Source organism: Nocardia sp. NPDC047654 (assembly GCF_043205035.1).
Classification (GTDB): Bacteria; Actinomycetota; Actinomycetes; order Mycobacteriales; family Mycobacteriaceae; genus Nocardia.
This window is the reverse complement of sequence record NZ_JBIDDF010000003.1, coordinates 407,065-424,579: the sequence shown is the minus strand read 5'-3', so window position 1 is coordinate 424,579 and position 17,515 is coordinate 407,065. Positions and strand designations below refer to the sequence as shown.

At 69.6% G+C, this 17,515-nt stretch carries 13 protein-coding genes and 1 tRNA gene; 8 read left to right on the top strand and 6 right to left on the bottom strand.

All coding sequences use genetic code 11. The features are described from left to right. Positions 1 to 38 precede the first annotated feature (38 nt). Complete coding sequence (locus tag ACGF7Y_RS15210; RefSeq protein ID WP_393233816.1) at positions 39 to 1,259, top strand: acetyl-CoA C-acetyltransferase; 1,221 nt, start codon at positions 39 to 41, stop codon at positions 1,257 to 1,259. A gap of 57 nt (positions 1,260 to 1,316) precedes the next feature. Here the strand turns inward: ACGF7Y_RS15210 and ACGF7Y_RS15205 are convergent, their stop codons facing one another. After that, on the bottom strand, positions 1,317 to 2,180 hold the full coding sequence (locus ACGF7Y_RS15205) for a Bax inhibitor-1/YccA family protein (protein WP_393233813.1): 864 nt from the start codon (positions 2,178 to 2,180) through the stop codon (positions 1,317 to 1,319). A 134-nt stretch (positions 2,181 to 2,314) separates the two neighbouring features. Continuing rightward, entirely contained in the window at positions 2,315 to 3,466 is a 1,152-nt protein-coding gene (locus tag ACGF7Y_RS15200) for a class I SAM-dependent methyltransferase (RefSeq protein ID WP_393233810.1), read from the bottom strand. Between the two features lie 224 nt (positions 3,467 to 3,690). Here ACGF7Y_RS15200 and ACGF7Y_RS15195 point away from each other — a divergent pair, with 224 nt between their 5' ends. The 5 genes from ACGF7Y_RS15195 (at position 3,691) to ACGF7Y_RS15175 (ending at position 12,847) form a co-directional block, all read left to right on the top strand. After that, positions 3,691 to 4,266, top strand: coding sequence for a hypothetical protein (locus tag ACGF7Y_RS15195; RefSeq protein WP_393233807.1), 576 nt, complete (start codon positions 3,691 to 3,693; stop codon positions 4,264 to 4,266). A gap of 48 nt (positions 4,267 to 4,314) precedes the next feature. Then, the gene (locus ACGF7Y_RS15190) at positions 4,315 to 4,983 is read left to right on the top strand and encodes a hypothetical protein (RefSeq protein WP_393233804.1); all 669 of its coding nucleotides are present in this window, start codon (positions 4,315 to 4,317) and stop codon (positions 4,981 to 4,983) included. 87 nt (positions 4,984 to 5,070) lie between these two features. Next, positions 5,071 to 5,682: a DUF305 domain-containing protein gene (locus ACGF7Y_RS15185; RefSeq protein ID WP_393233802.1), complete on the top strand. Its 612-nt coding sequence runs from the start codon at positions 5,071 to 5,073 to the stop codon at positions 5,680 to 5,682. 137 nt (positions 5,683 to 5,819) lie between these two features. After that, positions 5,820 to 6,371: a hypothetical protein gene (locus ACGF7Y_RS15180; protein WP_393233799.1), complete on the top strand. Its 552-nt coding sequence runs from the start codon at positions 5,820 to 5,822 to the stop codon at positions 6,369 to 6,371. A 308-nt stretch (positions 6,372 to 6,679) separates the two neighbouring features. Further along, a complete protein-coding gene (locus tag ACGF7Y_RS15175; RefSeq protein WP_393233796.1) occupies positions 6,680 to 12,847 on the top strand; it encodes an amino acid adenylation domain-containing protein in 6,168 nt (2,055 codons plus the stop codon). 6 nt (positions 12,848 to 12,853) lie between these two features. Here ACGF7Y_RS15175 and ACGF7Y_RS15170 read toward each other — a convergent pair whose 3' ends face one another. Beyond that, positions 12,854 to 13,189: a UsfY protein gene (locus tag ACGF7Y_RS15170; RefSeq protein WP_393233795.1), complete on the bottom strand. Its 336-nt coding sequence runs from the start codon at positions 13,187 to 13,189 to the stop codon at positions 12,854 to 12,856. Positions 13,190 to 13,284: 95 nt separating this feature from the next. After that, positions 13,285 to 14,688 carry a three-helix bundle dimerization domain-containing protein gene (locus tag ACGF7Y_RS15165; RefSeq protein ID WP_393233792.1) on the bottom strand — a complete coding sequence of 468 codons (1,404 nt, stop codon included), beginning with the start codon at positions 14,686 to 14,688 and terminating at the stop codon, positions 13,285 to 13,287. Between the two features lie 454 nt (positions 14,689 to 15,142). Here ACGF7Y_RS15165 and ACGF7Y_RS15160 point away from each other — a divergent pair, with 454 nt between their 5' ends. Together ACGF7Y_RS15160 and ACGF7Y_RS15155 are read left to right on the top strand one after the other, a co-directional pair. Next, complete coding sequence (locus tag ACGF7Y_RS15160) at positions 15,143 to 15,946, top strand: SDR family oxidoreductase (RefSeq protein WP_393233789.1); 804 nt, start codon at positions 15,143 to 15,145, stop codon at positions 15,944 to 15,946. 7 nt (positions 15,947 to 15,953) lie between these two features. Then, the gene (locus ACGF7Y_RS15155; protein ID WP_393233786.1) at positions 15,954 to 16,184 is read left to right on the top strand and encodes a hypothetical protein; all 231 of its coding nucleotides are present in this window, start codon (positions 15,954 to 15,956) and stop codon (positions 16,182 to 16,184) included. A gap of 82 nt (positions 16,185 to 16,266) precedes the next feature. On the opposite strand, the gene ACGF7Y_RS15150 is transcribed toward ACGF7Y_RS15155, so the two are convergent. Both ACGF7Y_RS15150 and ACGF7Y_RS15145 read right to left on the bottom strand, forming a co-directional pair. Beyond that, positions 16,267 to 16,340: transfer RNA gene (locus ACGF7Y_RS15150), tRNA-Leu, on the bottom strand. Between the two features lie 217 nt (positions 16,341 to 16,557). Further along, the gene (locus ACGF7Y_RS15145; RefSeq protein ID WP_393233783.1) at positions 16,558 to 17,475 is read right to left on the bottom strand and encodes a ribonuclease Z; all 918 of its coding nucleotides are present in this window, start codon (positions 17,473 to 17,475) and stop codon (positions 16,558 to 16,560) included. Positions 17,476 to 17,515: the final 40 nt, after the last annotated feature.

The window sequence follows — 17,515 nt, the reverse complement described above, 5'->3', positions numbered from 1 at the left end:
AACGGGTTCGCCAGAACCGTCCGACCCAAGGAGTCCTCATGCCCGAGGCCGTCATCGTTTCGACCGCACGCTCCCCGATCGGCCGTGCCCGCAAGGGTTCGCTGGTCGACCTGCGGCCCGACGATCTGACCACGCAGATTGTGCGGGCAGCGCTCGACAAGGTGCCTGCCCTGGACCCCGCCCAGATCGACGACCTGATCCTGGGCTGCGGCTCGCCGGGCGGTGAGCAGGGCTTCAACATCGCCCGCGTCGTCGCCGTGCAGCTCGGCTACGACTTCGTGCCCGGCACCACGGTGCACCGCTACTGCGCTTCATCGCTGCAGTCCACCCGGATGGCGTTCCACGCGATCAAGGCGGGCGAGGGCGACGTGTTCATCTCCGCCGGTGTGGAGACCGTGTCGCGGTATGTGAACGGTTCCTCCGACAGCTGGCCGAACACGCAGAACCCGCTGTTCGCCGAAGCTCAGGCGCGCACCGCGAAGACCGCGGAGGGCGGCGCGGGCATCTGGCACGATCCGCGCGAGGACGGCCTGATCCCCGACGTCTACATCGCGATGGGGCAGACCGCGGAGAACGTCGCGACCTCCACCGGCATCACCCGCGAGGACCAGGACCGCTGGGGCGTGCGCTCGCAGAACCGCGCCGAGGAGGCCATCAAGAACGGCTTCTTCGAGCGGGAGATCACGCCGGTGACGCTGCCGGACGGAACCGTGGTCAGCAAGGACGACGGCCCGCGCGCGGGCGTCACCTACGAGGCGGTCTCCGCGCTGAAGCCGGTGTTCCGTCCGGACGGAACCATCACCGCGGGCAACTGCTGCCCGCTCAACGACGGCGCCGCCGCGCTGGTCGTCATGAGCGACACCAAGGCCAAAGAGCTGGGCCTGACGCCGCTGGCGCGGATCGTGTCCACCGGCGTGTCGGGTCTGTCGCCGGAGATCATGGGCCTGGGCCCGATCGAGGCCTGTAAGCGCGCGCTGGCGCTGGCGGGCAAGACCATCGACGACATCGACCTGGTCGAGATCAACGAGGCGTTCGCGGTGCAGGTGCTCGGCTCGGCCCGGGAGCTGAAGATCGACGAGGACAAGCTGAACGTCTCCGGCGGCGCGATCGCGCTGGGCCACCCGTTCGGCATGACCGGCGCCCGGATCACCACCACGCTGATCAACAACCTGCAGACCCACGACAAGCAGTTCGGTCTGGAGACCATGTGCGTCGGCGGCGGTCAGGGCATGGCGATGGTCATCGAGCGCCTGAGCTGACCCGGATACGAGAAGGGCGGTCACCGGAACTCCGGTGACCGCCCTTCTGCTGGATGGCTAGTCGTTCTGGAAGTAGCTCAGCAGTCGCAGGATCTCGACGTACAGCCAGACCAGGGTGACGGTGAGGCCGAGGGCCACGCCCCAGGCCGCCCGCTCCGGAGCCTGCGCGCGGATCAGCTGATCGGCGGCGTCGAAGTCGAGCAGGAAGCTGAACGCGGCGATGGCGATGACCACCAGGCTGAACACGATGGCCAGCGGGCCGCCGTCGCGCAGGCCGAGGCCGCCGTCGATGAAGAAGCTCGCGACCAGGTTGCCCAGCATCAGCACCAGGATGCCGATCATGGCGCCGACGATGATCCTGGTGAAGCGCGGCGTCACCCGGATGGCGCCGGTCTTGTAGACCACCAGCATGCCCGCGAAGACACCGAACGTGCCGAGCACCGCCTGACCGATCAACGCGCTACCGCCGACCCCGCCGAACTCGACATTGGTGAACATGAACGACAGCGCACCGAGGAACAGGCCCTCGGCGACGGCGTAGGACAACACGAGCACCGGGTTGTCCATCTTGTTCGCGAAAGTCGCCACCAGCACCAGCACCAGGCCGACCAGGCCGCCGACGATCACGAACAACGGCGCGAGCGAGGTGTTCGCGTTGGTGAATCCGTAGGAGACGATGGCGGACAGGGCCAGCACCGCGAGGGTGATGCCCGTCTTCGTCACCACGTCGTCGATGGTCATCGACCGGGTGGTGGCAGGAGCCTGCTGATAGGGCTGCGGTTGCTCGCCGTACTGCTGCGGATACCGGCCGTACTGGTTGCCGAACTGTCCCGCGGAGGTCACGCCCGAACCGAAGCTGGCGTATCCACCGCCCTCCTGCCTGGGCAGGTTCCTGAAAACCGGATTGCTCGTGGTACGCATGTGAACGGCGTCCCTTTCTGGAGTCGTTGCCGCTGTTCATCGAGTTCGTTCACTCGATATCCAACTGCCCTGTCCAACGTTTGTCATCCGGCGCGAGTTCCCGGAGAGTCCCGCCGAGACGGACAATTCGGACTCTACCGCTGCCGCGAGTCGTGCAGGCCACGCACCGAGCGAGTCACGGTGAACTTCCGGTTGCGGCCGACCACTTCGGTCCGGCCCACCATCCGTTCGACCACGGCCCGGTAGTTCAGATGCGAGTTGTACACCGTCCACAGCTCCCCGCCCGGGCGCAGCACCCGCCCGGTCTCGGCGAACATCTTGATCGCCGATCCGGTGTGCACGGCCGCGCCGACATGGAACGGCGGATTGCACAGCACGAGGTCGGCGCTGTTGTCCGCGGCGGAGGACATGGCGTCGTCACGCACGGCGCATACCCGGTCGGCGACGCCGTTCGCCTCGGCGGTCGCCCGCGCCGAGGCGACGGCGGCCGCGGATTGATCCGTGGCGGTCACTTTGATGCCCGGCCGCGCCGTGGCCAGCGCGACGGCCAGGATGCCGGTGCCGCAGCCGAGATCGATGGCGTCGCGGGCGTCCGGCTTCATCAGTTTCAGGTGCTCGAGCAGGAATCTGGTGCCGATGTCCAAGCGCGCCCCGGAGAAGGCCGCGCCGTGCGCGACCACATCGAGACCGAGTTCGTCCAGCCGATCGCGCACCGGAAACGGCCTATCCGCCACGGGTTTGGGTCCGGCCACCAGCAGCGTTCGCGACTTCTGCCTGCCACGGCTGGCGCGCACCTCGGAGAATGATTGCGCCAGAACGTCGTTCATCGACTTGGTCAGATACTTGTCCCGCCCGCCCGCGAACACCTCGACCGCCGGATCCGCGTAACGCGCGATGGCGTCGGCGACCTCGGCCAGCCCGGCCAGCACCCGGGGCAGGCGAAGCAGCACCACCCGGGCATCACGCAGCAACCCGGGGCCGAGCGGGTGCGCCGTGTAGCGATCCGACAGACCCGCCGCGCGGGCGTTGTTGGCAAGGGCGAGTTCACCGGTGAGCAGATCCTGATGCACCCGGACGTCGCGCAGATCGTGCCCCGCGATGGCGCCGAGAGTCAGCGCACCGTAGGCGTCGCCGATAACGGCTACCTTCCCGCTATCCACAGTCGCCAGGGCGTCGGCCGCGACGTCGAGGATCAGCCGATCGGCGGCGTCCACGGCGTAGAGGTTCAGTGCCTCCACGTCCGGATACCGCCGCAGCCGGCTCAGTACGTCCTCGACATCTCGCACGCCTCAAGTGTGCTAGATCGTTGCCGAACGGTCGCGCCCACCCCGCCCAATCGTTCTCGCCGCCTTCTCCGCAGCGCGGCTCGCGCACTGAACCGCTGCGGGACAAGCGGTTCGGCGGACACTGCGCTCCCGATCGCCGCCACGCCGTGGCCGACCACAGGCGAATCAGCCGCAACGCCCTCCGGTTACGCCATCCGGCGCGTTTCGCTGAGTAACATCGGGCCATGCGCAACAGGATGGTGCTCATGGTCGCGGTCGCGACGGCACTGCTCGCGGGCTGCGGTGACGGCGACTCGCACCCGGGCCTCCCGGTCGCCTCCAGCACCGCGACGCCTGCCGCGGTCGCGCAGGCCCCTGTGCCGGGGGACACCGCACCGAAGCAGGGCAAGCCCTCCGGCGACGCCGCACTCACGGTGACCGACATTCGCCTGGGGCGCCAGCCCGGCTTCGATCGCGTGGTCTACGACCTCGGCGGGGTCGGTACGCCCGGCTGGCTCGTCCGGTACACCGACCGTGCCGTGCAGGACGGCAGCGGCAATCCGGTGGAGGTGGCGGGCCGGTCGATCCTGGAAGTGCGCATTCTCGGGTCGGCCTACCCGTTCGACAGCGGCGTGACGCCGTACGAGGGCCCCGACCCCGCCGTGAACGCGGAGGTCCCCGGCATCGCGGGCGTTTACCGGACGACCGTGTTCGAGGGCGTGACCCAGTCGTTCATCGGCATACAGGCCGACCGGCCGCCGTTCACCGTCACCGCGCTCTCCAACCCGACCCGGCTCGTCGTGGACATCGCGCACTCCTAGATACGGGTACCACCAACGGGTATACGAGCAGGAGTAGACTGGGCGCTCGTGGTCGAACGCCGCATACTCGACGCCACCGGGCCTGCCCGGCTGCTGGGGATGCTCGCGCTGCTCGCCGGGGTGGTCGTTATGCATTCGGCGGTCTTCGGGTCCTCGGGCCACGTCCACGCCGCCGGTGCTCACGCCGCGGCAGCGCTCACTTCCGGAGCATCGGCCGACGGCCCCGGACGGGATACCGCGATCCATGCCACCTCCGGTCACGAGGTAGCCCGGTCGAGCCATGCGACATCCGACAGCCGCGAACCGGCGACCACTCCTCCACGCACCTCCCCTCACGACGCGACCCGCCCGCACCACACGACACCCGACAGCCGCGAACAGGCCACCACAGGCGCTCCTGCATGGGCTGGAAACGCGCGAGGCATCGCGGCCAGCACAGACACCGCGCCAGGGATCGTGACCACACGAGCCATCGGCGCGGCGACGCTCCCGCACTGCGCGGGCGGCGGGTGCGACGGCACGCACAGCGCGCTGCACAGCTGCGTGTTCATCCTGACCGGCCTGATCGCGCTGGCCGCGTTGGTGCTGCTCTACCGGATGGCTGTCGATCGTCCCGGCGGCGGCGCGGCGCGGCCGCGGCACTGGCGGGCGCGGCGGGAACGACCGCCGCCATGGACGGTGCTCACCTTGGCCGAACTGGCGATTCTGCGGATCTGACAGGTCCGCCGCGGCCGTGTGTCCGAACCACGGTCGCGGCGTTGTCCACTCCGTCCCGCAGACTTCGCACCTCGCAAGGAGCAACCCATGTCCATCACTCGCACCCGCTCGATCCTCGCCCTCGCCGCGATCGCAGCGGTGAGCCTCGCCGGATGCGGCGACGCCGACACCGGGCACACCACCGAGCACGGCACCTCGGCAACCATCTCGGCCGTCACGAGTGCACCCGCACGCGCGGAGTACGACGACGCCGACGTGATGTTTCTGCAGATGATGTATCCGCATCACGCCCAAGCCGTGGAGATGGCACGGCTGGTGCCGAGCCACACCGACAACCCGCAGTTGCGGACGCTCGCCACGCAGGTCGAGCAAGCTCAAGCGCCGGAGATGCAGCAGATCACCGCCCTCCTGCAAAGCTTCGGCAAGCCGGCTCCCACCGCGAACGAAGGGCACGGCGGCCACGGGATGCCCGGCATGATGTCCGCCGAGCAGATGACCGCGCTGCAGGCGGCCTCCGGTCCGGACTTCGACCGCCAGTGGCTGACCATGATGATCGAGCACCACGCGGGCGCGATCACCATGTCCGAAACGGAACTGGCCGAAGGCCGCAATGCCGACGCGAAGGCGCTCGCCGAGGCGATCATCGCCGCTCAGCGGACCGAGATCGAGCAGATGCGCACCATGCTCGGCCAGCGCTGAACCCCACCCCGCGCCGATATCGGTTGGCCATCGATATCGGCGCGGACGGGCGTGTCTCGTCCACGCGACGTACGGTCGGAATGTCCGGCGCTCCTGCTGTCCCGGCCGGACTTTCGAGGGGAGTGAGGGGACCGACCATGCGACGACTCGAACGCGCGGGCCTGCTGGCCGCCGCCGTGGCCACCACGGCAGGCGTGCTGCTCATCGGCGCCTGCGCACAGCAAGTTTCCGGCACGGCGGAGGTCAACCGGACCGACCTGGCCGCGTACGCCTCGGAGGTCACTTCCTCCTCGGCCGCCGCCTCCTCGTCCAAAGCCGCGGCCGTCGAACGCGCGACCGGATCGGCGTGCGACGCCTTCCTGGCCGCGAACGGCAGCTCGGTACGGGCATTCAACGATTACATCGATGCCAGCAACGCCAAAGGCCGCGGCGATCCCGATACGAACAGCAAAGCCGACACCGCGGTGTCGACGCTGCGCAACAACGCGCGCTCGGTCGATCAGAACGTGACCAGAGAGGTGCCGTCCGGGGTCGCCGACCCGCTGCGCGCCTACCGCGACGACACGAACGCCCTGGCCGACACGTTGGCCCGTCGCGCCGACACCGACACTCTGAACGCGGTGATCGACCGGTTCAACGCCACCAAGAACACCGCGCTGACCGCCTGTCAGGGGCACGGCACCCGCTGACGGGCAGCGGTTCCGGCCGACACCGGACTCAGCGCCCGGTCAGCGCGCCGACCGGAGCCCCCGTCCGCGCGCGGGCCACCATGCGAGCAACCTGGTCCGGACGTCGAGGTCGTAGCGAGCGGCGCGCATCCGGAGTTCACCCGGCGGGCGGTGACGCGGAGGACCATGCTGGACGAGGTTGCGGCACACGCCACCGGATGGCCCGAGCGGCGTCCGAAGCCGGTGCGGACGCCTTCTCATCGGTGAGGAATCCCGCCGCGCGGCTATAGCATCTGGCGCGTTACTGCCACGCGGAACGGGACGAAGATATGACCAGCGGTATCCGGAATCCTCGTCCACCCGCTCGGAACAGCCGTCGCCGCAGATCAGCCGACTCCGCCACGCCGACGTTCGCCGCGCTGCTGGCCGCCGCCGCCGAGCACAATCCCGACGGCGTCGCGGTTCTGGATGGCGACACCACGATCACCTACCGCGACCTCGACGCCCGCTCGTCGCAGCTGGCCCGCACGTTGATCGCCGCGGGCGCGGGCCCCGAAACAGCTGTGGCGGTGGCGCTTTCGCGATCCATCGAATCGGTGCTCGCGGTGTGGGCGATCGCCAAGACCGGCGCCGCCTTCGTCCCGATCGATCCGGCGCTTCCGTTGTCGCGCATCACGTTCCAAGTGACCGACAGCGGCGCCGCGCTGGGACTGACCCGAACCGGGCTCGCGACGACGCTGCCCACCGAGGTGCACTGGCTCGCGCTGGACGACGCGGAAGTGATCGCGCGGGTAGCGGCGAACCCCGCGAACCCGATCGCGTACTTCGAACGGACGGCGCGAGTTCGAGCCACCCACGCGGCCTACCTGATCTACACCTCGGGATCTACCGGACGCCCGAAAGGCGTCGCCGTCACCCATGCCGGGCTCGCCCCGCTGTGCACCGAATTGGCCGCGCGGCACGGGCTGGACAAAGACTCGCGGGTGCTGCACTTCGCGTCACCGAGCTTCGACGCCTCGATTCTGGAGTTGCTGCTCGCGATCTGCTCCGCGGCGACTCTCGTGATCGCCCCGCCCGGCCTCTACGGCGGCACCGCCTTGGTGGAACTGCTCGCGCGGCACGCGATCACCCATGCCTTCCTCACCCCGTCCGCGCTGGCCACGATCGAGCCGGCCGGACTGCCGGCCCTGCGGTCGGTCCTGGTCGGCGGTGAGCCCTGTCCCCCGATGTTGCCGCAGCATTGGGCCACCGACGGCCGCCTGTTCCACAATGCGTACGGCCCTACCGAATCCACCATCGTGGCGACACTCAGCCCGGCGCTGTCGCCGGACACACCGGTCACCATCGGATCGGCCGTGCCGGGCACGCGCTGCCAGGTGCTCGATCACCGGCTGCGGCCGGTCGGCATCGGCGTCGTCGGCGAGCTGTACGTGGCCGGACCCGGCGTGGCGCGGGGATATCACGGACGCCCCGATCTGACCGCGCAACGGTTCCTCGCCGATCCGTTCGGACCGCCCGGTTCCCGGATGTACCGCACCGGCGATCTGGTCCGGCGCACCACCACCGGTGATCTGGACTATTTCGGTAGGGCCGACGACCAGGTCAAAGTCCGTGGCTTCCGCATCGAACTCGGCGAGATCGACGCGATCCTGTCGACGCAGCCCGGCGTCCGGCTGGCGGTGACCGTCGACCGCAAGACCGCCGTAGGCGACACCACGCTCGCCGCGTTCGTCCAGCCCGAACCGGGACACGCGCCGGACCCCACCGCTCTGGCCGACGCGCTCGCCGCGCTGCTGCCGAAGTACATGGTGCCCAACACGATCACCGTCGTCGAGCGGATCCCACGCACTCCCACGGGCAAGGCCGATCGGCCCGCACTGCGCCTGCGCGGCCTCGACGAGGCGGACTATCGGCCCGCCGCCGACCTCGGCGAGGAAACGGTCGCCGAGGTCCTCGCCCGCGTGCTGGGCCGGGAGCGGTTCGGCGCCGACGCCGATTTCTTCGCGGCGGGCGGAAATTCGCTGCTGGCGACGCAGGTCGCCGCGCGGTTGAGCGAAATCTGGCGGCTGCGCATTCCGCCGCGACTGGTGTTCGACCATCCCACCGTCGCGGGCTTGTCGAAGGCGATCCGCTCACAGCAATTCGATTCCGCGCGCCCGGTTCTGCGTGCGCGAACCAGGCCGGAACGCATCCCTCTGTCCCCCGCCCAGCTGCGTTTCTGGCTGCGCAACCAGTTCGACACGACGTCCTCGGTGGACAACATCGGCTTCGCGCTGCGGCTGTCGGAGCTGGACGTGCCCGCCTTGCGCGCGGCGTTCGCCGATACGGTCGAACGGCACGAGTCGTTGCGTACCAAATACCCCGCCGACGAGGCCGGACCGCGGCAGTTGATCCTCGACACCGAACGGGTGGTCGAGGATTTCGCGGTCGAGGAACTGTCCGACAACGCGGTGCCCGGCCGGGTACGCGCGATCCTGCGGCACGGGTTCGACGTAGCGGCCGAAGTGCCGCTGCGTGTCCGGCTGCTGCGCACCCCCACCGAGTACGTGCTGGTCTGCGCCTTGCACCACATCTGCGCCGACGGGTCCTCGCTGGCGCCGCTGGCCCGCGACGTGGCCCTGGCCTACGCCGCACGGAGCGCGGGCGCCGCTCCGGCCTGGCAGCCACCGGACGTCCAGTACGCCGACTACGCCCTGTGGCAACGGGATCTGCTCGGTTCCCGCGACGACCCGGATTCGCCGCTGTCGCGGCAACTGGCGTACTGGACCGGCGAGCTGGCAGGCCTGCCCGACGAACTCGACCTGCCCGCCGACCGGCCGCGCCCGCCGGTGGCCACGCTGCGCGGCTCGGCCACCCAGCGGTCGGTGCCCGCGACCCTGCACCGCGACCTGCTCACCGTCGCGCGCGCACACCGGGCGACGCTGTTCATGGTGATGCGCTCGGCGCTCGCCGTGCTGCTGTCCCGCCTGTCCGGCAGCACCGACATCGCGATCGGCGTGCCGATGACGAACCGGGCCGAGCCCGCGCTCGCCGACGTCGTCGGCATGTTCGTCAACACCACCGTCTCCCGGACCGGGATCGAGCCCGCGGAGAGTTTCACCGCCCTGCTGCGGCGCACCAGGGAGCGGGATCTGGTCAACTTCGCGCACTCCGAGGTGCCCTTCGAGCACGTGGTCGACGCGGTCGATCCGACCCGATCGCCCGGGCGTCACCCGCTCTACCAGGTCGGCTTCGCGTTCCAGAATTTCACGCAGGCCACCCTCGAGCTGTCGGGGCCCAGCGTGTCGTTCCTCGATGTGGACGCCGACACGGCGAAGACCGACCTGCACATCGGTGTGGTCGACACCCGCGACGCCGACGGCGAGCCGGGCGAGATCATCATCCGATTCGGTTACAGCACCGACCTGTTCGACGAACACACCGTGCAACGTTTCCTCGACGGTTACATCCGCATCCTGCTCCAGGTCGCGGCCGACCCCGGTGCCGTCGTCGGTGACATCGACATCATGGACCCGGTCGAGCACAAGCGCATCCGTTCCTGGGGCGCCGGAGCCGAGCACGAGGTCCCGGCCGAGCCGCTCACCGCCGCGACGGCGCGGCAGGCCGCGGCGACCCCGGACGCGATCGCCGTGGTCTGTGGAACCGAGACCCTCACCTACGCGCGACTGCGCGAGCGGACCGCCCGCCTGGCACGCTGGCTGATCGAACGTGGCGTGGGTCCGGAGACCGTCGTGGCGGTGGCGATGCGGCGGTCGATCCAACAGGTGGTCGCGCTGAACGCGATCGTGGAGGCGGGCGCGGCCTGGGTGCCGATCGATCCGGGCCATCCCGCCGAACGCATCCGCTACGTGCTCGAATCGGCGGCGCCGCGATGCGTGCTCACCACCGCCGCCGACGGCTTCACGGCCGCCGAGGCGTACGACATCGACACCTTGGACCTCGACCGCTTCGGTCCGCAGCCCGTGGCCGACGCCGAGCGCCGAGCGCCATGGCGCGCCGATCAGCCCGCCTACCTCATCTACACCTCCGGCTCGACCGGCCGACCCAAAGGCGTGGTGGTCGGCCATCGGGCGATCGCGCACCAACTCGCCTGGATGCAGGCCGAATACGACGTCGACGCCACCGACGTCTATCTGCACAAGACCCCCGCCACCTTCGACGTGTCCCTGTGGGGCTACTTCCTGCCGCTGCGCGCGGGCGCGCGGCTGGTCCTGGCCGGGCCGGACGAGCATCGCGATCCGGCGGCGCTGGTCCGGCTGATCGCCGAGCACCGCGTGACGCTCACCGATTTCGTTCCCGCGATGCTCACCGTTTTCGCCCAGCACGCGACCGAGGACGAACTGTCCTCGCTGCGCGCCGTCTTCGTCATCGGTGAAGCGCTGCCTCCGGAGACCGCACGGGCTTTCGCAGGTGTGGCCCGGGCCGACTTGCACAACCTGTACGGACCGACCGAGGCGGCGGTGAGCATCACCCGGCATGCCGTCTCGGCTGCCGACCGCACCGCTCCCGGCGTCTCCATCGGTGTGCCGGAATGGAATTCGCGATGCCACGTCCTGGACGACCGTTTGCGGCCGGTTCCGGTGGGCGTGGCGGGGGAACTCTACCTGGGTGGAGTTCAGCTGGCCCGCGGCTACCACGGCGCGCCCGGGCTGACCGCGGGCCGGTTCGTCGCCGATCCGCTGCACCCCGGCGAGCGGATGTACCGGACCGGCGACCTGGTGCGGTGGAACCGCGGCGGCACCCTGGACTATCTGGGCCGCACCGACTTCCAGGTCAAGGTCCGCGGCCATCGCATCGAACTCGGCGAGATCGAAGCGGCCTTGCTGGCCGATCCGGCGGTCGGCCGGGCCGCGGTGGCGGTCAAATGCTCCGATGCCGGAGATCGGCTGGTCGGCTATGTGGTGGCCGCGCCGGGGGCCATGGTCGATCCGGATGCGGTGCGTCACTCGGTGGCCCGGGTGCTGCCCGGTTACATGGTGCCGTCGGCGGTGCTGGCGCTGGACACGTTCCCGGTGAACACCAGCGGGAAACTCGACCGCGCCGCGCTGCCTCAGCCGGTGTTCACCGCCCGCGCCGGCGCGCGCCCCGGCACCCCGCTGGAGCGCACGATCGCGGAGGTCTTCGCCGATGTGCTCGCCGTGTCCCCGATCGGGGTGGGCGACGACTTCTTCGAACTCGGCGGGTCGTCACTGCTCGCGTTCACCTTGCACCAGCGGCTGTCGGACCGGCTGCGGCGCGACGTGCCCATGTCGGCGATTCTCGCGGCACCGACCGTCGGCGGCCTGGCGGCGCGGCTGACCGGCGAGTGCGCGCCCGCCGCGCCGACGCCGGAACGCGACGCCGTCCTCGAGCCGGAAATCGGCATCGGGGGCTGCGCACCCGCGCACAGCGGGCCGCCGCAGGAGGTCCTGCTCACCGGCGCGACCGGTTTTCTCGGCGCGCACCTGCTGCAAGAACTGCTGGATCGCACCGAGGCGCGCGTGTGGTGCGTGGTCCGCGCCGACGACGCCGAAGAGGGCATCGACCGGATCCTGAGTGCGCTGAACCACTACCGGCTCTCCGGGACGACCGCGGCGGAGCGGATCGTCGTCGTCGCGGGCGATCTCACCGCACCGCGCCTCGGCTTGGATCCTGCCGACTACGACTGCCTGGCCGACAGTATCGACGCGATCTACCACAACGGCGCGCGCGTCAATCACGTCGATCCCTACGCCCGGCTACGGCAGGCCAACGTGGAGGGCACCCGGGAGTTGTTGCGGCTGGCGACCACTCGCCGGGTGAAACCGTTCCATCTGATCTCCACGATGGGCGCGGCCGTCGGCGCCGCACCGGAATCTCCGGTGGTCGCCGAGGGCGTCCGCTTGCGTGCCGACCAAGTGCCCGGGAACGGCTATCTGGCGTCCAAATGGGTTGCCGAGGAACTGGTCCGCCAGGCGGGTGAGCGCGGGCTGCCGATCGCCATCTACCGGCCGGGCACCATCTGCGGCTGCCCGGAGGTCGGGGTGAACAGCCCGGACGATTCGCTGTGGAACATGGTCCGCGCCGCCGTGATGCTCGGTATGGCGCCCGACGTGGGCGACGCCACCGTCTCGCTGGTTCCGGTGAGCTATGTGGCGGGCGCGGTGGTGGAGATTTCGGCCCGCCCGCGCCCGGAAACCGTATTTCACCTGGTCAATCGGGCCCCCGTCGCGGTCGGCGACATTCTCGCCAGTCTGCGCGCCCACGGGCTGCCGGTGGCGACGATGCCGGAGGACGCCGTGCGCGCGGGTCTGGTCAGGGAAGCGCGCCGCCGGGACGCGCTCGGCGACGATTCGCTGGTGCGCGCGGCGCTGCTGAGTCACGATTTCGCCGAACTCGCCGGTCACCTCGACTGGGCCGACGAGCACACCCGCGCGGCGCTGGCGGGCACCGGCGTGGACTGCCCGAAGGTGGACCGCACGGTGGTGGACACCTTCGTCCGCGAGTTCATCGCGTCCGGTTTCCTGCCCCGGGATTGAGGAAGCTCAGTACCCCGGCGGGACGGTGGCCCGCTCGGCGGGCTGTTCGGTGTGCTCGCGGGCCCGCGCTCGTGCGCGCACCTGCTCCAGCACGATCAGGCCCACCCCGATCACCAGGAAGACGGCCGCGATGATCGCGGCTACGGTCGATAGCTGGGCGAACCCCCAGCCCGCCAGTACCGCGGCGGCTATCGCGACCGCCGCCGCGACCAGCAGCAACCCGTATCCCGGCCAGTTCCTGGTGTCGGCCATCGTCGCTCCGGGCGCGGGCGCTGGGTCGCGCGCGATGTCCGGAGCGTTATCGATCGGAGGGATCTCCCATGGCCCGTCGTCCGCTGTCACCGGTGTTTCCTCCCGCCGCGATACCGGCCGTTTCTTCCGGTACCTGATGCGAAGAGGATGCCCGCATCATCTTCACCGAAACCGCGCCCCCGGCTTCAGTTGTAGGTCTTGGTGACTCCGTCGAGCAGGTGCTCGAGCGTGTCGTAGGTCGGGGTGGCGACGACGTCCAGCAGGTCCGCGGCCACCGGAGCGTTGCGTTCGGCGGCGACCTTCGCGAACTGGGCGCCGTCGTTGGTGCGGAAGCCGTGCTCGGCGGCCAGCCGCTGCAACTCCGGGTCGGTGGACAACAGGCGACCGAGCCGGTCACCCGTCTCGCCGAACGGCACCAGCGTGTGCCGGGACAGCACCGTCGGGGAGGGGTACACCAGCGTCATCTCGGGTTTGATCTGGCCGCGCACCAACGCCTCGACGTACTGCGCCTCGTAGATCCACGCCATCGGCGTCGGGCCCATCCCCGTGGCGAGGTAGTTGTTGAACGGGCCCTCGGTGGTGTTCTCGGTGTAGCCCTGACCCACGAACAGCCGCGACACCGCGGGCAGGACGGCCTGCTCGGCGGTCTGTCCCTGCACGATCGTGTTGTTGTTCGCGGCATAGCTCGCCGCGGCCAGATACATGGCGGCGGAATTCGAGCTACGCGGGTCGGTGGTGGAGATCAAGATGTTCTTGCGCACCGGGTAGGCGGTGTTGTCGGGCAGCTCGTCCCAGCGCGTGCCGTTGCGAACGAGCTCGAGGTAGCGGCGCAGGTCCAGCGTCGGCACCGGGCCTGGGCGCACCGCGCCCGCCCGGGTGAGCAGATCGGTGATCGGCGCGAACGTCGCGACGGCCATCGGCGAGGAGAACGGCGTGTACTTGGCGGTCATATTGCGCTGCCGCTGGATTCGCTCGGCCGCCTGCTCACTGGATGGGAAGGCGAAGTCGAATTTCGCGAGATCGATGGACGTGGCGATCTGGCGCGACCCGGCGGGCTCGACCTCCACGCGCACGCCGCGCCGCGCCAGCGCGTCGATCACCTTCGGGTCCTGGAAGAACGGCATCTTCTCCGACCCGACCACGCCGCGCACAACCGTGAGCGGCGCGACGGGAGCCGGAGCGGCCGCGGGCGCTTCGGGACCGGGTTGCCGCACGGCGAGAACGACGGCGATCACCGTCAGGATGACGACGGCGCCCACCGCATAGGGTGCGAAACGCTTCTTCGACGACCACAAGTCACGCAGCTGCGACAGTTTCCCCGCAGGGCTCGCGGCGGGCTCGGGCGCCTTGTCCATCGGGACCGTAGCGGGTTGGACTTCCGCTTCGGGAGACTTCTCCAACTCCCGTCGCACCACGCGCTCGATCAGGATCGGAACGAATTGCCGCACCGGATGGCCCGCGAACTTCTGCCGGGCCGCGCCCACGGTGCTCTCGATATGCTCGGGAGAATAGGTCTCGGTGTAGTTTTCGACCAGCCGCTCCGTCATCTGACGGATCGCCTGTTCCTCGCGGACGGTATCGACAACCACCACAGTCTCCTCGGCGTCGGGGGTAACGCGGCAGCGTCTCCGGCCTGCACCGCGCCGGCCAACACTAGCCCCATCACGCGACCGCCGACATCCGCGCAGACTTCCCTCCGGTGAACGATTTCGGCTGCGCCGGTGCGCATCTCACGACGATGCGCGGGTCCGTCTGCCCAGCTCACAGGCTCGCGATCGACCCGGGCAGAGCGCACGCGGCCGCACCGTGCCACCGCGGGCGGCGCCGAACCCGCCATGGAGAATTCAATGGGCAATCCCCGACCCGCCACCACACGTTGTATTCCCGTTTTCCCGCCGCCGCGCGGACGGGACGTGCCCATCGACGCCACACTCGTGCCCCACCCCGCACGGGCGCCCTCGTCAGCGGCAGAAAGTTACTTCCGGGTAGCGCGAACCAAGTAGTTGACGATATCGTCAGTATAAAGCCGTCGAAAGGAACCCTATGTCTCGCGTCGCCGTGGTCACCGGTGCGTCGTCCGGAATCGGAAAGGCCACGGCCGCCGCTCTGGCCGGGCGGGGATATCGCGTGATCGGAACCAGCCGCAACCCCGACACCATCGGCTCCGAGGCCATTGTGCCCGGCGTCGAGTACCGGGCGCTCGACCTCACCGACCCGTCGTCGATCGCTGCCTTCGCCGCCGGTCTGGACCAGGTCGACGTACTGGTGAACAACGCGGGCGAAAGCCAGGCGGGCCCACTCGCAGAACTACCCACCGACGCCGTCGAACGGCTGTTCCAGCTGAATGTGCTCGGACCTGTCACCCTGACCGGTGCGGTGCTGCCCGGCATGCGGGAACGCCGGTACGGCCGCGTCGTCATGGTCGGATCGATGCTCGCCAGCTTCCCGATGCCCTACCGCTCGTCCTACGTCGCCACCAAGGCGGCACTGCGCGGCTTCGCGGTGGCCGCCCGCTTCGAGGAATCCCCCTTCGGCGTCTGGATCACCGCCGTCGAGCCCGGCCAGATCGACACCGGCCTGCGCGAGCGCCGCACCAAGTACCTCGCCGAAAATTCCCCCCACACCGCCGATTTCACGACTTTCATGGCGAAACTGGACGACAAGCAGGGCAAGGGCATCACCCCGGAGAAGGTCGCCACCACGATCGTCAAGGCAATCGAAGCCGACCGCCCCCAACCCCTCTACGCCATAGGCAGCAACGCCCCCGCCCTCTTCACTCTCCGCCGCCTCCTCCCCCGCACGGTCATGGAACGCATCATCGCCCGCGCCCACGGCCTTTCACGCTGAGCACCCGATGGCGCTGTACGCGGAGATCCGAAAGACAGCGGAAGACCAGCGACAGGTCCGCTACGCCTACACCACCGTGTCGGGAGTCGAGCGAACCCTTCTCCTCGACAAGGTCGCCGAGACGATACGCCCCGAGATCGGCACCGAGGACATATTGTTCCGCGCGGTCGCACGCAAGATCGCCTCGGCGTGGTTGAACGACAAGAGCGCACCGGATCGTTTACTCGTGCAGTCGTAGCCCGCGCCGAAGCGCATCGGTCGGCTAGTACTGGTTGCGAGCCGACCGAGGCCGCGCCGTCGCGAACTCGAGGTGGTCGCAGTGCCCCCAGTCGGACTCGAACCGACACTGGGCGGATTTTAAGTCCGCTGCCTCTGCCAATTGGGCTATAGGGGCGTCCGGGACAGCGTACCGAGTCGTACGGCTGTACCGGAATTCCGAGTGTTCCTCGGGGTGGCGGGGCGTCGGCCGTGGGCGGATGCCGGAAGGCGCGGTCGGGTGACCGGCGCCGGTGGCGGTTGTTTCGAGCCCGGGGCGGCAGGCGTCCCAGAGAACTAGATCGGTCTGAGCGGGCTGGTGTTAACGTTCGCCGGTCGGCTCGGCGTGTCGGGCGTCAGCGCCGGGGCGGCACCGGGATTCGGGCGAGGTCGGTGGCGATGTGGATCTCGCCGGTGAAGTACTTCGCCGCTTCGGCCAGGTGCTCGTCGAGGTCGCGGTAGCGCTGGGAGAAGTGGGTGAGGACCAGGGTGCGGACGCCCGCGTCGGCGGCGGCCCGCGCGGCTTGGCCGGCGGTGAGATGGCCGTATTCGACGGCGAGGTGTTCGTCGGCGTCCAGGAAGGTGGCTTCGATGACGAGCATGTCGGCGTCGGCCGCGAGTTCGCCGACACCGGCGCACAGCCGGGTGTCCATCACGAAGGCGAAGCTCTGACCGGCTCGGGGCTCGCTGATCTCCGCCAGAGTGATGGTGCGACCGTCGAACTCGACTTCGCCGCGCTGTTGCAGTTCGGCGATGATCGGCCCGCGCAACCCCAAGGCGCGCAACCGATCCGGCAGGATGCGCCTGCCGGGCGGCTCGCTGAGCCGATAGCCGAAGGTGTCCACCGGATGCGAGAGCCGTACCGCCGTCACCGTGAACGGCGCCCCCGGCAAGTCCACGGCGCCGGGGCCTGCGATCGGGCGCGGTCGCAGTTCGGCGCGGTGATAGTAGGACGTCGCGTTGACCAAGCGGTCGTAGTACACGGCGCCCGACGCCGGGAAGCAGACGTCGACCGGATGCGGCACCCGATCGAGGTTGATCCGCTGCACCACTCCGGCCAGCCCGAGGCTGTGGTCGCCGTGGAAATGGGTGATGGCGATCCGGGTGATCCCGGTGACGGACACACCGGCGTAGGTCATCTGCCGCTGCGTCCCCTCACCGGGGTCGAACAGGATCGCCTCGTCGTCCCACCGGAGCAGGTACCCGTTGTGGTTTCGCTGTTTCGTCGGCACCTGACTCGCGGTTCCGAGAACAACCAACTCACGCTGCGACACCGCGTCAGGCTATCCGCCGGCCTCCGGCACGCCGAACACG

Bases quoted from the DNA above. Each gene is read 5' to 3' on its own strand.
- ACGF7Y_RS15210 (WP_393233816.1), top strand. From the start codon at position 39: ATGCCCGAGGCCGTCATCGTTTCGACCGCACGCTCCCCGATCGGCCGT.
- ACGF7Y_RS15205 (WP_393233813.1), bottom strand. From the start codon at position 2,180: ATGCGTACCACGAGCAATCCGGTTTTCAGGAACCTGCCCAGGCAGGAG.
- ACGF7Y_RS15195 (WP_393233807.1), top strand. From the start codon at position 3,691: ATGCGCAACAGGATGGTGCTCATGGTCGCGGTCGCGACGGCACTGCTC.
- ACGF7Y_RS15185 (WP_393233802.1), top strand. From the start codon at position 5,071: ATGTCCATCACTCGCACCCGCTCGATCCTCGCCCTCGCCGCGATCGCA.
- ACGF7Y_RS15180 (WP_393233799.1), top strand. From the start codon at position 5,820: ATGCGACGACTCGAACGCGCGGGCCTGCTGGCCGCCGCCGTGGCCACC.
- ACGF7Y_RS15175 (WP_393233796.1), top strand. From the start codon at position 6,680: ATGACCAGCGGTATCCGGAATCCTCGTCCACCCGCTCGGAACAGCCGT.
- ACGF7Y_RS15160 (WP_393233789.1), top strand. From the start codon at position 15,143: ATGTCTCGCGTCGCCGTGGTCACCGGTGCGTCGTCCGGAATCGGAAAG.
- ACGF7Y_RS15155 (WP_393233786.1), top strand. From the start codon at position 15,954: ATGGCGCTGTACGCGGAGATCCGAAAGACAGCGGAAGACCAGCGACAG.